The organism is Chryseobacterium sp., from assembly GCF_029240215.1.
Classification (GTDB): Bacteria; Bacteroidota; Bacteroidia; order Flavobacteriales; family Weeksellaceae; genus Chryseobacterium.
In genome coordinates this window covers 230,218-245,404 of record NZ_JARBTK010000001.1, presented here as the reverse complement: position 1 = coordinate 245,404, position 15,187 = coordinate 230,218, and the positions used below count along the sequence as shown (strand labels likewise).

Genomic DNA, 15,187 nt, shown 5'->3' with positions numbered 1-15,187 from the left:
ATTTATTCCTAAAATGGATGAACCTAGAAAATCAGCACAAGAGTTTTTGCAGCTCATCAATACATCAAAGCGAGGAAAACTGAAAATCTACATCGGAATGAGCGCCGGTGTCGGCAAAACCTACAGAATGCTGCAGGAAGCTCACGTTCTCCTTCAAAACGGAATCGATGTGAAAATAGGTTATATAGAAACCCACAATCGTAAAGAAACCCACAATTTACTTCAAGGATTGCCTATTATTCCAAGAAGAAAACTGTTTTATAAAGGGAAAGAGCTGGAAGAGCTTGATGTTCCTGCAATTATTGTTCTGCGTCCCGAAATTGTAATTATAGACGAACTTGCTCACACCAATATTGAAGGAAGCAAAAACAAAAAAAGATGGCAGGATGTGATGGAAATTTTGGAGGCAGGAATCAATGTAATTACTGCCGTCAATATTCAGCATATCGAAAGTCTGAACGAAGAAGTAAAAGCAGTTACGGGAATAGAAGTCACCGAGAGAATTCCTGATACCATACTTTCTGCTGCAGATGAGGTGGTGAATATTGACCTTACAGCAGATGAGCTTATTTCCAGACTAAAAGAAGGCAAAATCTATGATCAGAGCAAGATACAATCTGCACTAAATAACTTTTTTAAAAATGAAAATATCCTTCAGCTTCGCGAATTGGCTTTAAAAGAAGTTGCTTCTCAGGTTACCAGAAAGGTAGAGACTGAAATTGTAACCGGAAAAGTTTTAAAAAAAGAAAGATTCCTTGCCTGTATCGGTTCAAACGAAATTACTGCGAAAAATGTGATCAGAAAAACGGCAAGACTTGCCAATTATTACAACAGTCAATGGTTTTTGCTTTACGTACAGACTCCCAGAGAATCTCCAGACAGAATTGCGCTCAATAAACAGAGACATTTGATCAATAATTTTCGATTAGCAACCGAATTAGGAGCAGAAATTATTAAAATTCAAAGTAAAAATGTTGCAATGACCATCATGGAACAATGTGAAGAAAGGAAAATTACTACTGTTTGTATCGGAAAACCGCATCTTGACATCTGGAGAATTATTCTGGCGACAGATACTTTTAATTCGTTACTCAAAAGACTTTCAAAACAAAATGTAGATTTAGTAATTTTGTCCTGATGAAAATAAAAACTAAGCTTAATGCAGGAGTCGGTCTTCTGTTTTTAATGATTATCATACTTTCTGTACTTGGTGGATGGTTTATCTATCAGCTGAAAAAAGATACGCAGAATATACTTGTTGCGAATTACAATACGCTGCAGTATTCGCGAAATATGCTTTTGTCTCTTGAAGAAATAGACAAACAGCCTTTTGCGGTCAAAGAATTTCAGAAAAACCTCAATCTTCAAAGTCAAAATATTACAGAAAGCGGAGAGAAAGAAGTAACCCGAAATATCATCAGTCATTTTTCTGATTTAAACGAAAACCGGACAGATCAAAATCTTAAATCTGTCATCAGAAAAGATATTGCTGAACTGATGCAGCTGAATATGAATGCCATTCAGATCAAAAGCGGAATTGCCAATACTACAGCCGAAAACGCCATTGCCGTCATTTCTATTACAGGAACTCTGTGTTTTCTGATCGCTTTTATTCTGATGATCAATCTTCCTTCAAATATTGCAAACCCTATCCGTGAGCTTACACTCAGTATTCATCAGATTGCACAACAGAATTACAAAGAAAGAGTACGATTTGAAGGAAACAGCGAATTTGGCGAATTGGCAAAGTCATTCAATACAATGGCAGAAAAACTTCAGGAATATTCTGAAAGCCGGCTTGATAAAATTTTAAAAGGAAAAAAGCGCATTGAAACACTGATTGACAATATGCATGATGCTGTGATCGGAATTGACGAAAATAGAAAGGTTCTTTTCGTTAATGATGAAGCTTTAAAAATAACCGGATTGAAAAAAGATCAATTCGTAGGAAAATTAATTCAGGATGTTGCTGTCGGAAATGATTTGGTGAGAGATCTTATCAGAGAAATAATTAATCCGGAGATTCAGAAAAAAACCGATTCAGAATTATTAAAAATTTTTGTGGAAGGAAAAGAAAATTATTTTGAAAAGGAAATTTTAGACATCAACGTTTTACCAACCGGAGAAGACAGTAAACGTTTTATCGGACAGGTAATTATGCTGAGAAATGTAACTCCTTTCAAAGAGCTGGATCTTGCAAAAACTCACTTTATGGGAACAGTTTCTCATGAGTTTAAAACTCCTATCTCATCAATCCAGATGGGAGTACAATTGCTTGAGAATAAAAGAATTGGTGAGCTTAATGAAGAGCAGCAGAAACTGGTAATCGGAATAAAAGAAGATACTTTAAGACTTCTGAAAATCACAGGTGAACTTCTCAATCTTACCCAACTGGAAACCGGAGTGGTGCAGTTGAATATAAGACCTTCTGGCATTAGTCAAATCGTTGAAAGCGTGATTGCAGCCAACAAATCAGCAGCAGATAGCAAAAAGATCTCTATTAAATACCAAATCGAGCCAAATCTTGAGTTTGTGAATGCAGATTATGAAAAAACTTCATGGGTTCTGAGCAATATTGTTTCGAATGCCATTCGTTATTCTTATGAAAATTCTGAGATAGAAATTAAAGTGGAAAATGATGCTGAAAGCCAGATCAGATTTTCTATAAAAGATCAGGGTTACGGAATAGAAGAGCAGTATCTCGACAAAGTTTTTACCCGCTATTTCAGAATTCCGGGAACAAAAGCTGATGGTACAGGTTTAGGTTTAAGCATCAGCAAAGAATTTATAGAAGCTCAGGGAGGGAAAATTTCAGTTAAAAGCGAAATAGGTGTCGGAAGCACTTTTTATTTCAGTCTCAAAGCTTAGCATTTCCTTCTTGGCAATCTGTTTTTATTTTAAATAAGATAAATAGTTTCCAATGTTTATGATATTTTTAGATTTTGGTAGATAAATTGCATATAGTTAATTGTTAATCAACTCTAATCATAAAAACTATACTTATGGATATTTCTTATTACGAATTTACGAATCTGCCTGATGAGATGCAATTTGATATAGTATTGAGCCAAGGAAAAATGATCAATGAAAACACAGTGAGCAATTCACGGTACGTTCTTTACGAACTTTCAAGTTTTTCTGTTGAAATTATTTACAGTTTATCAAAAAACAAGATCTCAGGGAAAAATATATTTCTCAATAGAGCTGCTTACTCAGCTTAAAATTCAGATTTAAATTAAATAATAAAAAAACTTGGTTGCAATAAGCAATCGAGTTTTTTATTTTGTGAAATTGAGGAGAAATTTTTATTTGATTCTGTCATAGATAAATTTTGTTACCAAAGCCCCAAAAATATAATATCCGACGGTCATCACTTTTTTCTGTATATTTTCTGCAACCGGATCGTCGTTAAGACCTAATTTCTTTGGAAGTGCAATCGCACCAACTCCGGCAAGCAGACCGGAACTAAGATCGTTTTTGGTTGCTGTAGTTGCGTAATATAAACCGTTACTCAAAACGTCACCAACTAATGTCGCAGCATAGAGATTTTTTTCTCCTGTAATGTTGATTGGTGTGTTATCAGTTAGTTTTAACAATGCCTCTTCACCAACTTCGTTAATATGTGGAACATTACTGAAGTTTTTCCTGATTGTCTCGTGAAGGATGTTTAACGCAATTGCGCCGCCTAGTCCGGCTAAAATTTTCTTGTACATAATATTTTGGATTTTGTTGATTGTAATTATCTGTAAATCTTAAAAAGACTTTGATGTTTTTACAAGTTCAAAATTCAGACCACAAGAGCAATATCTTAGAATTAATAGTATTACTTAAAAATCTTATTAAAGATCATATTCTTTTTTCAGATTTTTATCAAGGTAAAAAGGAACAAACGGTAATACAGAACCTATTAAATAAATAGCAATTCTTTTTAAAGTCCAATTATATTTGATGGCTGCACCTAAAAGAACTGCCGCAAATACAATAAACAAGACTCCGTGAATCCAGCCGAAATATTTTACAGCCTCAGAAATATTAAAAATATATTTTAAAGGCATTGCAATAAAGAGCAGAATCAAGTAGGAAATTCCTTCAATAAGAGCTGTTTTACGATATAAATTAATCATATAAAATTGTGAGTTTTAAGGAGGTTTCCTGTTTTTGGAAGCAAGATACTTTATTCCTTTGTAATAGACAATTTCATCATAATTAATTCTTTTTAAAGACTGCGTTAAAATCAATTTCGATTTTTATTTATTCGTACTTCGTATTCCTTTTTGGGTATAAAATCATACGGATAGAAGGATTATTCGTAATAAACAATCTGAACCAGTCAAGTGCTAATCTTATTTTACTTCTGAAACTCACCAATGGTATCACATGAATGAAAAGCCACGTAAGCCACGCAAAAAAACCGTTGAAAGAGAATTTGGGAAGATCAACCACCGCATTGAATTTTGAAATAATTGCCATACTTCCTTTGTCATTATATTTAAAAGAATTCAACTTTTCAGATTTTTCCATTCTTTTGAAATTTGCACCTAAATTTTTCGCCTGTTGTATAGCAACCTGCGCAAGTTGAGGATGACCCTTGGGAAATTTTTCATCAGTTAGTTGCATACAGATGTCACCGACAGCAAAAATATCATTGGTGTGATTTACCTTATTAAAAGCATCAACGGCAATTCTTCTTCCTTTTACAATACTTTCCTCGGGAAGACCTGGAACTTCACGCCCGATCACTCCGGAAGTCCAGATCAGCGTTTCGGTTTCAATAAAATTTCCGTTTGAAAGTACTACTTTATAATCTTTATAATCTTTAACGGAAACATTTAAAATAATCTTTACGCCTAGTTCTTTTAGTTTATTATAAGCAGTTTTCTGAGCCATCTTACTCATCGGCGAAAGTAGGGAAGGCAAAGCATCGATGAGGTATATATTTGACAGGCTGAGCTTCATTTCAGGATATTCTTTTTCAGCGATATATTTGCCCATTTCAGCAATCATTCCTGCCAATTCTACTCCGGTAGGACCACCACCTGCAATAACAATGTTTTGTAACCGTTGAGCGATCCGGATATCTTTATTTCTGGCAGCTTCTTCTAAGGTAAGAAGCATATGATTTCGCAAATAAAGAGCTTCTTCTATGTTTTTCATCGGCAGACTGCATCGCTGTACATTTTCCATTCCGAAAAAATTTGACTCTGTACCAAGAGCCAAGACGAGATAATCATAAGAAAGAGTTCCGGTATCGGTTTCAATAGTTTTACTTTCGGGATTTACTTTCATGAGGCTTCCCATATGAAAATGCACGTTATCATGATCTGCAATCATTTTTCTAAAAGGATAACTGATATTTGAAGCCTGAATAAATGAAGTTGCAACCTGATAGATCAGAGGCGGAAAAAAATGATAATTGTTTTTATCAACCAGTGTTATACGAAATCTGGGATCGTTTTTCAAAGACTTGATAATATGTACACCGGCAAATCCGCCACCTACAATGATAATATGCTTTGCCATAATCAGAATAATTTTATATGATTTTATTCTTCAACAATAAGACCAAAGCGGATTTGTTTTTTGTAAAAAGCTGTAATGAATGTAATTGCAGTGGTACAATGTAAGAGTTTTAAGAAAAAAACAAAAAGCCTTCTCAAAAAGAGAAGGCTAAAAACACAAATGATGAAAAAAAATTATACCATCAAAAACGGTATAAGGGTACAAATTTAAAATAAAATTTTGGTTCTTTATATGTTCTTGATCATAATTTTTGATTTTTTTTTAGATAAGATATTTCTTCAAACCTTCCATAATTCCCTGCCACAGCATACTGAAGAAGCTTCTGTCCGAATCTCTTTTTTTCTCGATCACCACATGATCCGGCTCACCGGTAGATTCATTTTTCACAAACCAGTTGGCAACTTTACTCAGCAGTTTTCTTTCATTTCCTTTTTTGTTGAGGAGATTGACGTACATTTCATTGTATTTGAAATAAAAGTTTCCTCCAATTCCTGCATTGGTTCCATGATAATCAAATTTAAGATAATCAATGTTTCCATCAAGAGTTACATTAAGATATGGTCTCACAAAAAGGTTTACATTTTCTGCAGAAAGTTTTTGAATGTTTCCGTTGATGGTAAACTGGTCGTTGAGATTCATTACATCAAATTTCCATTTGATCGTTGTATTTGCAGTTCCGTAAAAAGCGAAATTAGCATCGGCTGTGATAGTCGTTGGTCTGCCTTTTATTTTTCCGTTGTTTACATTGTTGATGTCAATCGAGAAGCGGTCAAAAGTCAGCTTTCCCGGAATATTGCTGTTCTCTGCATTTTCTTCATACGTAAGATTTGAATTTCTTATCAAAACATTTTTCACAAACATCGGAATCTTTACATCACGCAGTTTTTTGCTGAAAAGATATCTCGCTGCATTGTCGTCGGGCGGAGCGAGATCGTGATAAATACCACATTTTAATCCGTCAATATTTACTTTACTGATATCAATCACAGGATTTTTGATAAATTTTGAGTTCTGATCTGTAATTCCGATTCTTTTTACAGTGATGCTGTATAAATCGGTTTCCTTTGCAATTACTTTGCTGAATGCAGCTCGTGAATATTTTGGAAGATACTGTAGATCTTTCATATCCGTTTGTTTTCCGGTGTTTTTTACTTCACCGATTTTCAGAGTATAATATTTTCCTGCGTCAAGAAAAACTTTCTGCGCTGTGATAGAATGGTTGATGATTTTAAATGGCAAATCGTTTTTCAGATATTCGTTTCCCGAAACGATGCGGTTGGCCAAAACATCAAATTTCCCTACGGATAATTTCTCTTTTCCCTGAGAAGACTGAGAAAGTTTACCATTCGAAATTTTAATGAAACCCAGATTTAATGCAAATTCCGGAGGTTTAGCATCAGACTTTTTCTGTTTTAGTTTTTGACTTGCAGAAATTATTTTTATATCAGGAGTTTTGATTTCCAAGCCATCAAGCTGGATGTTCAGTTTTTGACCAACATATTTAGTTTTGTTATTGATGATTTTTATCTCGTCTGTATTTACATTAAAAAGATCTTTGTGTGAACTTCTTCCTAATGCGGTCATCTGAAATTCTTCAATCAAAATATCGGAATTTCTGGAGGATATTTTTTTAATCTTTACAGCCTGAAGACTGTTCGCTTTAAGGTAAATATGATCAGCTTCGATATCATGATTGGTAAATCTGAACGGAATTTTTTCTTTCACCGTATTTTTATCAAAGACAATATTGCTTAATTTAAAATTAAAATTATCAACCGAAGCAGTTTTATCCTTGTCTGCCTGTAAAACAACAATTTTTCCTTTCTGGAAATTGATGTTTTTCATGCTGATCTTCATTTCGATCTCTTTGGAATTTTCTTCTTTTTCCACAATATTTTTTCCTGTCGAGGTTACCTTCAAATCTGGTTGAGTGAAGATAATATCTGACACGATCAATGAATCCTTGCTAATATTGAAATCGGTTGCCAAAAGACGCTCCGAAGAAAAATCAAAAACGTTTTTTGAATTGTATTTTTCAGGACTTTGGATAGGAACAAGATGAAATTTTCTGAGATCTAAAGTTTTATTGGCTGCAAAAATTTTATCAGAATTGATTTGATAAAAATCATTTACTCCGATTTTCACATCCTGTGCATCAATCTTAAATTCTTTGAAAGATAAAGGAATTTTTGCATCATCTTTATTCTGTTGAATATCTTTCAGTTTTACGTTAATATTTCTTCCCGTAAAGACAGGTTTTCCGTCAGCATTTACAATGTCTGCAAATACATTACTCAATACAATATTATTGATGTGGATATCTGTCTTTTTGGGGGATTTTTTTTCTTTATCTGATTTAGGGGCAAGTCGCATTTTTACATCAGAATCATAAAGAAGGAACTGATCTGCATGATATGATTTGTTGAAAATAGCTTTCCAAACACCAAAATCTTTGATCTCTATTTTTTTTATCTCACCATTGATCTGAGTGATTTTTTTGTCATTGGGATTTTTGGTTGATATTTTAAGATCTGTTGCAGTAAAATCACCGGAAATCAAACTCAAATCAAAATTTTTTAATTCTAATTTGTAGGGCGTTTTTTTGTTGATGAGATCCGGAAGTTTCTTTTGTAAATAGAAGTTAAGTGCAAAAGGAAATATTGCCAAAAGCAAGATAATAGTTGCAGTAATTCCCAAAAACCATTTTTTGCGGTTGCTTTTCGGGCCGGAGTTATTTTTTTCCATCGATTATTGGTTCAGACATACATACTAAACAAAACGTATTCCAATTTGTGACATACTAATCTATTTAAACTTAGCACGGAGTCTTCAATAATTTTTTGTTCTTTTGCAAACTGTAATAAAAAGTTAGTAATTCAATGTCGAAGTTTGATGAGATCAGGTCTTTTGATGACTGCGAAGTCAATGATGCCGTACAAAGTATAATCCGCCATCCAATGCTGAAGGCACTGATGAATTTTACATTTCCTGATGTTGATGAGAAAATATGGTCAGAGCAGTTGAAGAATACACATTCTATCTACGATTTTCAAAAGAATTTTATTTCGCATACCATCAGTAAAATTTTGGAAACAAGTTCTCAGGGACTTACGAATTCGGGATTTGATAAACTTGATAAAAATACCTCCTACCTTTTTGTTTCCAACCATCGGGATATTGTTTTAGACACTTCATTGCTCAATTTGGTGCTTTTAGAGAAAGATTACATTATGACATCTTCTGCAATCGGTGATAACCTTGTTCAGCAAAACTTCCTGCATATTCTTGCCAAACTCAATCGTAATTTTTTAGTTCAGAGAGGGTTATCTTTGCGTGAACAATTGAAAAGTTCTCAACTGATGTCTGAATATATTTTTCAGCTTTTGAAATCTGAAAACCGTTCTGTATGGATTGCCCAGCGTGAAGGCCGTACAAAAGACGGTAACGATGCAACACAACAAGGTGTTTTAAAAATGCTTGCAATGGCATCAAAACATACATCACTTTCTGATTTTTTCAAAGATCTGAGAATAGTTCCTCTGTCGATTTCATACGAATATGATCCTACAGATGTGTTAAAAATGCCGCAACTAATAGCAAATCAAAACGACGAAGTTTACATCAAAGCCAAAGATGAAGATTTTACGACCATGATGAGTGGAGTATTGGGACAGAAAAAACGCATTCACCTACACGCAGGCAATGTAATCAATCATGAATTGGATGATGTTTTCATTAACTTTGAAAATAAAAACAAACAACTTCAGGCAATTGCACAGATCATCGATGAATCTATCATACAAAATTACCAGCTTTGGCCGACCAATTATATTGCCTATGATATTTTAAATCAAACAAACAGATTTTCAGAAAACTATACAGAGAAAGAAAAACAACTTTTTGAACGCAGGCTTGAAATGCGTATTAATATCGATGACATAGCCCTGAAAAAGGGTTTTTTATCGATGTATGCTAATCCTGTAATTAATAAAATGAAATTGATGCCTGAAAGTTTTTAGATTACAGACGGTTCATTGTTCTTTTTTAAAACTCACCACTTCAAATTCATCATCAGTACAATACTTTTTACAGCTTTCATCGTCAAAAGCTTCAGGATTTTTCGTAAAATCTTCTATGTATTTGTAGCTTTCATCGGTATTTGCCGGAGTGATTACAATATGATACAATTTTAATAATGATTCATCAGCTTTATTCACTGCTTCCTTTTTGTGTTTTACGGCTTCTTTGTAATTCATAATTTTATGATTTTCTCTTTAGATTTATAGAATAAGCATGCCAATTTTTTCAATATTAGTTGATTTTTGGCTTTTAATTTTATGATATGTTTTTAAAATAATAGCTATTTGTATCAAGAATTTATAATTTGTGGTATATTAAATATTGTTTTACAGATAATTTAACATATAAATATTATTTATATTTAATGTAGATGCTTAATAGTTTATAAGTTCAATATTCTTTAAATAATAAACTGTTTTTTGAAAATTTGTGAGTATTTTTGGTAGCTGAGGAAAGGATACCCTCTACAAGATTATTTTACGTTTTATGATTTTAATTGTTGATGATAACCAGAACAATATTTATTCGCTAAAAAAACTCTTAGAATCGAAAGATTTTCAGGTTGATACTGCCAATTCCGGCGAAGAAGCATTGGGTAAAGCACTGAAAAATAATTATGCACTGATTATTTTGGATGTACAAATGCCCGGAATGGATGGTTTTGAGGTGGCTGAAACTTTTGCAGGATACAGCAAGACAAAGGAAATTCCCATCATATTTTTATCTGCTGTCAATACAGATAAGAGATTCATTACCCGCGGATACAATTCCGGCGGGATGGATTATGTTACAAAGCCTATAGATCCTGAAATTCTGATGCTCAAAGTAAAAACTTTCTACAATCTGCAGGAAAACAATCTTGCAATGAGAAAAACACAGGAGAGTCTGGAGCTGGAAGTGAAAGGAAGAAGAGAAGCCCAGGTTTCTATGAAATCGGAAATTGATCATTTTCATCTGATGTTGGAAGCCTTACCACAAATTGCATTCACATTAAACCAGGATGGAGTCGTCAATTTTGTCAACAAAAAATGGTTTGAATATTCTGAATCTGGTCAACAGTTTCCGGAAACGCATTCCGATGATCTCAATATTGAGGAAGAATTTCAAAGATGCAGAAAAAAAGGAAAGGCTCTTGAATTGGAGATCAGAATTAAAAATCTCGATTCCGGAGATTACAGATATCATCTGTTGAGAATGTCACCCGTTTATCAAGACGAAAAAGTGAAAAACTGGGTAGGAACATTCACAGATATAGAAGACCAGAAAAAAGTAGAAAAAGAAAAGGATGAATTTCTCAGTATCGCAAGCCACGAACTGAAAACACCTTTGACAAGCATAAAAGCTTATATGCAATTGCTGGATCGTAAGTTGAAACTCAATACCGAAAATACAGAAGCCGTTTTTGTAACGAAAGCTTTGGATCAGATAGAAAAATTAAATACGCTGATCACCGATTTACTGGATGTTTCCAAGATTGAAAATGGCAAGCTCAAAATAAATAAGAAGCCTGCAAATCTTGAAAAACTTATTCACAATACCATCGACACTATTCTCCAGACACATGATAACCCGAATGTGAAAATAGAGCGTCATATTGGCGAAATCAATCAGCTCATTTCTTTTGATGCCATACGCATTGAGCAGGTTTTGATCAATTTTCTGACCAACGCCATCAAATATTCACCTGAAAATAATCAGGTCATCGTCACAACATTTGTAGATGATGAAGAAGTAAAGGTGAGCGTCACAGATTTTGGGATCGGAATTCCTGATTTTAAGCAGGATGCCGTTTTTCGTAAATTTTACCGTGTCGAAGAATCATCTGTACAGTTTCAGGGGATGGGAATAGGTCTTTATATCTGTGCAGAAATTATCAAACAACATCACGGAACAATCGGTCTTTCCAGTAAACTGGAAGAAGGGTCAACGTTTTATTTTACATTACCATTAAATTAATTTTATGCCGAAAAAAGTCATAAGAAATCTTCAATTTGGAATTGGATTTTCCTTACTTATTTTAATTGCGAGTTCGGTCGCATCATATTGGAGCATCAGAAATCAGATGAAGCATCGCGAAAGTGTTTCCAAAAGCAGGAGATCTGTAACGGCTGTAAAAGATGTTTTAATAGCACTTCTGGATGCAGAAACCGGAAACCGGGGCTACCAGCTTACCGGAAAAGAAAGTTTTTTAGATCCTTACAATACAAGTTTGCAGGAATATTCTAAATCTATAGAGCGTGTAAAATCTCTGGAGATTACAGACCAGTCTCAGCTATTGCGTCTGAAAAGTCTGGAAGAAAATGTAAATGCCAATATCAAAAATTTGAAGTTTTTTGTCGATAACAGGCGAAAAGGGATCGAGATGACTCAGGAACAAATTGAGATGAGCAAATTGTATATGGACAAATGTCGCTCACTTGTGCAGGATTTTGTAAACTTTGAGGAAAACGGACTCGAAAAAAAGAATAAAGATCTTGACAGTTCATCAAAAACTACGGTATTATTCATCATTTTTTCATCTTTAGCAGCAGTTTTTGTAACCATATTTTTCTATGTGAAATTACGTAACGACTTGCTTCGTAGAGATAAGTTAGAAAAAGAACTAAAACAGAAAGATATTGAAATTTCAAGAAGAGTAAGTGTCATTCAGCAGGTTGCAAATCGTGTTGCCAATGGTGATTACAGTCAGAAGCTCACAGATGATTCTGCAGACGATCTCGGTGATCTGGTAGAATCTCTGAATCATATGACAGAATCTCTCAAAAAATCTTTTGATGAGATTAATAAAAGCGACTGGAGGCAAAAAGGTTTGGCTTTATTGAATGAAGCTTTGGTCGGAAATAAATCTGTGAAACAGATTAGTAATGATGCTCTTAATCAGCTTATCGAATACGGAAATTGTATTAATGGGGCAATTTATCTTATTGATGAAGAAAGATTAAAACTCAGCGGCTCTTTTGGTCTGGAAAGTACTATGAAACAGTTCTTTGCACCCGGAGAAGGAATGGTGGGACAGGTTTTTGTTCAGAAAAAACCCAAAGTATATAATGATTTAGATGAAAACGATTTTGCAGTTACATTTGCAAGCAGTAAGATGAAAATCAATGCGATTCTCCTGATTCCTGTAATTTCGGATAGACAGATACTTGGTGTTTTGGAATTAAGTTCAGGCACTAATTTCGATCAGGATAAAATCGAATATTTTGTTGAGAGTTGCAGAAATATTACCATTGCCATACGTGCAGCCAAAAGCCGTGAAAAAGAACAGAGATTACTTGAGGAAACTCAGGCTCAATCAGAAGAACTGCAGGTGCAGCATTCTGAATTGGAAAACCTGAATACGGAGCTTGAGGCACAGACTCAAAAACTTCAGGCGTCGGAAGAAGAGCTGAAAGTGCAGCAGGAAGAACTGATGCAGACCAATACCGAACTGGAAGAACGTTCGAAATTACTTGAAGAAAAAAATCACCTGATTGCTGAGCGTAATATTGAAATTCAAAGAAAAGCGGAAGAATTAGCTTTAAGCACACAGTATAAGTCTGAATTCCTGGCAAATATGTCGCACGAATTGAGAACACCATTGAATTCAATCCTTCTTTTGTCTCGCCTGATGGCTGAAAATCCTGATGAAAATCTGAATGAAGATCAGATAGAATCGGCAAAAGTTATTCAGAGCTCGGGAAGCAGTTTGTTGACTTTGATTGATGAGATTTTGGATCTGGCAAAGATAGAATCAGGAAAAATGTCTCTGGAATATCAGAATGTTGAGATTGATGAAGTGGTGAAAGATCTGAAAAATTTGATCAATCCTTTAGTGAAAGAAAAAGGAATTGAATTTAATATCAATATCGAAAACGGTTTGGAAAAAAGCCTTGAAACAGATCGTTTACGTTTGGATCAGGTCTTAAGAAATCTATTGTCTAATGCTTTGAAATTCACAAAAGAAGGAAGCGTAGCCTTAAACATTAAAAAAGATCCGAAAAATAAAGATTTTATAATTTTCTCCGTAAAAGATACAGGTATCGGAATTCCCGATGATAAGCAGAAAATTATCTTTGAAGCCTTTCAGCAGGCCGATGGATCTACACAGCGTAAATTTGGCGGAACAGGTTTGGGATTGTCTATCAGCCGTGAAATCGCAAAATTATTAGGTGGTTATTTAGATCTGAAAAGTAAGGTCAACGAAGGAAGTGAGTTCAGTTTAATCATTCCGGTGAGTGAAAAACTAAAAGGGAATCAGATGAATTTAAGTGTAAATTCTGATCAGAATTTAGTTGATGTTATTTTAGAAGATGTTGAAGAAATCAAAAATATTATCGATTACGAGGAAAGTAATGTCACCACTGCATTCAATCATTTAGAAATTCCCGAAGATGTAGATGACGACAGAGAAAATATTTCAAAAGATGATAAAGTTATTTTAATCATTGAAGACGATACCAATTTTGCCAAAGCATTATTGAAATTTGCGAGAATGAATAGTTATAAAGGTATTGTTGTTGTTCGTGGTGATCAGGCGTTATCTGCTGCAATGCAGTATCGTCCTGCAGCGATTTTACTGGATGTACAGCTTCCTGTAAAAGACGGCTGGAAAGTAATGGAAGAACTCAAATCAAATCCTCAGACAAAACCAATTCCTGTTCACATGATGTCGTCACTTCATGTAAAACAGGAAAGTCTGATGAAAGGAGCCATTGATTTCATTAATAAACCTGTTGCAATGGAACAAATGACGGATGTTTTCAAAAAAATTGAAGATGCACTGAAAAAATCTCCGCAAAAAGTTCTTATCGTGGAAGAAAATGCGAAACACGCAAGTGCATTATCGTATTTTTTGAGCAATTTTGATATTTCGTTATCTGTTGAAGATAATGTGGAAGACAGTGTGCGAGCATTCAATACCAATGGAGTAGATTGTGTGATTTTAGACATAGGAGCAAACAGGAGAAATGCCTATAAAATTATCGAATCTATTAAAAGTTATGAGGGATTAGAAAATCTGCCGATTATTATTTTTACAGAAAGAAACCTTTCGACCTCTGAAGAGCTTAAAATCAAGCAATATGCTGATTCAATCGTAGTAAAAACGGCACATTCTTATCAAAGAATTTTAGATGAAGTCGGATTATTTTTACACTTGGTAGAGGAAAAAAACAGCTCAGTGGAAACCATCAGAAACAAAACTTTAGGTTCATTAACCGAAGTTCTGAGCGGTAAAAAAATATTGATCACCGATGATGATGTTCGAAATATTTTCTCATTAACGAAAGCCTTAGAAAAATATAAAGTAGAAGTTGTTTTGGCGATGGACGGCGTTCAGGCTTTGGAACAGATTAAAGAACATCCTGATGTAGACGTAGTTTTGATGGATATGATGATGCCAAATATGGACGGTTACGAAACCATTCAGGAAATCAGAAAAATGTCGAAGTTTAAAAGACTTCCGATCATTGCTGTAACAGCAAAATCAATGATTGGTGACCGTGACAAATGTATTCTGGCAGGTGCATCAGATTATATCACAAAACCTGTAGATATAGATCAGTTGCTGTCTCTTCTGCGTGTCTGGCTGTATGAAAGTTAAACC

The 15,187-nt window shown here is 34.3% G+C and carries 11 protein-coding genes; 6 read left to right on the top strand and 5 right to left on the bottom strand.

Annotation, left to right across the window (positions count from 1 at the left end; all coding sequences use genetic code 11):
* The first annotated feature begins 13 nt into the window (after nucleotides 1-13).
* The 3 genes from K0R77_RS01180 to K0R77_RS01170 all read left to right on the top strand — a co-directional run bounded on the left by K0R77_RS01180 (nucleotide 14) and on the right by K0R77_RS01170 (nucleotide 3,221).
* On the top strand, nucleotides 14-1,138 hold the full coding sequence (locus K0R77_RS01180; RefSeq protein WP_300346409.1) for a sensor protein KdpD: 1,125 nt from the start codon (nucleotides 14-16) through the stop codon (nucleotides 1,136-1,138).
* On the top strand, nucleotides 1,138-2,868 hold the full coding sequence (locus tag K0R77_RS01175; RefSeq protein WP_300346407.1) for an ATP-binding protein: 1,731 nt from the start codon (nucleotides 1,138-1,140) through the stop codon (nucleotides 2,866-2,868). Before K0R77_RS01180 ends, K0R77_RS01175 begins: the two co-directional genes overlap by 1 nt.
* A gap of 134 nt (nucleotides 2,869-3,002) precedes the next feature.
* Complete coding sequence (locus tag K0R77_RS01170) at nucleotides 3,003-3,221, top strand: hypothetical protein (protein WP_050379944.1); 219 nt, start codon at nucleotides 3,003-3,005, stop codon at nucleotides 3,219-3,221.
* A gap of 84 nt (nucleotides 3,222-3,305) precedes the next feature.
* Here K0R77_RS01170 and K0R77_RS01165 read toward each other — a convergent pair whose 3' ends face one another.
* The 4 genes from K0R77_RS01165 to K0R77_RS01150 all read right to left on the bottom strand — a co-directional run bounded on the left by K0R77_RS01165 (nucleotide 3,306) and on the right by K0R77_RS01150 (nucleotide 8,265).
* On the bottom strand, nucleotides 3,306-3,713 hold the full coding sequence (locus tag K0R77_RS01165; RefSeq protein ID WP_300346404.1) for a hypothetical protein: 408 nt from the start codon (nucleotides 3,711-3,713) through the stop codon (nucleotides 3,306-3,308).
* Between the two features lie 126 nt (nucleotides 3,714-3,839).
* Complete coding sequence (locus K0R77_RS01160; RefSeq protein ID WP_300346402.1) at nucleotides 3,840-4,124, bottom strand: DUF3817 domain-containing protein; 285 nt, start codon at nucleotides 4,122-4,124, stop codon at nucleotides 3,840-3,842.
* Nucleotides 4,125-4,251: 127 nt separating this feature from the next.
* The gene (locus K0R77_RS01155; RefSeq protein ID WP_300346400.1) at nucleotides 4,252-5,520 is read right to left on the bottom strand and encodes an NAD(P)/FAD-dependent oxidoreductase; all 1,269 of its coding nucleotides are present in this window, start codon (nucleotides 5,518-5,520) and stop codon (nucleotides 4,252-4,254) included.
* Between the two features lie 261 nt (nucleotides 5,521-5,781).
* Nucleotides 5,782-8,265 (bottom strand): hypothetical protein, encoded by a 2,484-nt coding sequence (locus K0R77_RS01150; RefSeq protein WP_300346398.1) that lies wholly within the window; start codon nucleotides 8,263-8,265, stop codon nucleotides 5,782-5,784.
* A gap of 134 nt (nucleotides 8,266-8,399) precedes the next feature.
* Here K0R77_RS01150 and K0R77_RS01145 point away from each other — a divergent pair, with 134 nt between their 5' ends.
* Nucleotides 8,400-9,539, top strand: a complete 1,140-nt coding sequence (locus K0R77_RS01145; protein WP_300346396.1) for a 1-acyl-sn-glycerol-3-phosphate acyltransferase — start codon at nucleotides 8,400-8,402, stop codon at nucleotides 9,537-9,539.
* A gap of 12 nt (nucleotides 9,540-9,551) precedes the next feature.
* Here the strand turns inward: K0R77_RS01145 and K0R77_RS01140 are convergent, their stop codons facing one another.
* A complete protein-coding gene (locus K0R77_RS01140) occupies nucleotides 9,552-9,776 on the bottom strand; it encodes a hypothetical protein (protein WP_300346393.1) in 225 nt (74 codons plus the stop codon).
* 310 nt (nucleotides 9,777-10,086) lie between these two features.
* Here K0R77_RS01140 and K0R77_RS01135 point away from each other — a divergent pair, with 310 nt between their 5' ends.
* A complete protein-coding gene (locus tag K0R77_RS01135) occupies nucleotides 10,087-11,556 on the top strand; it encodes a response regulator (protein ID WP_300346391.1) in 1,470 nt (489 codons plus the stop codon).
* A gap of 4 nt (nucleotides 11,557-11,560) precedes the next feature.
* Entirely contained in the window at nucleotides 11,561-15,184 is a 3,624-nt protein-coding gene (locus K0R77_RS01130; protein ID WP_300346389.1) for a response regulator, read from the top strand.
* Nucleotides 15,185-15,187: the final 3 nt, after the last annotated feature.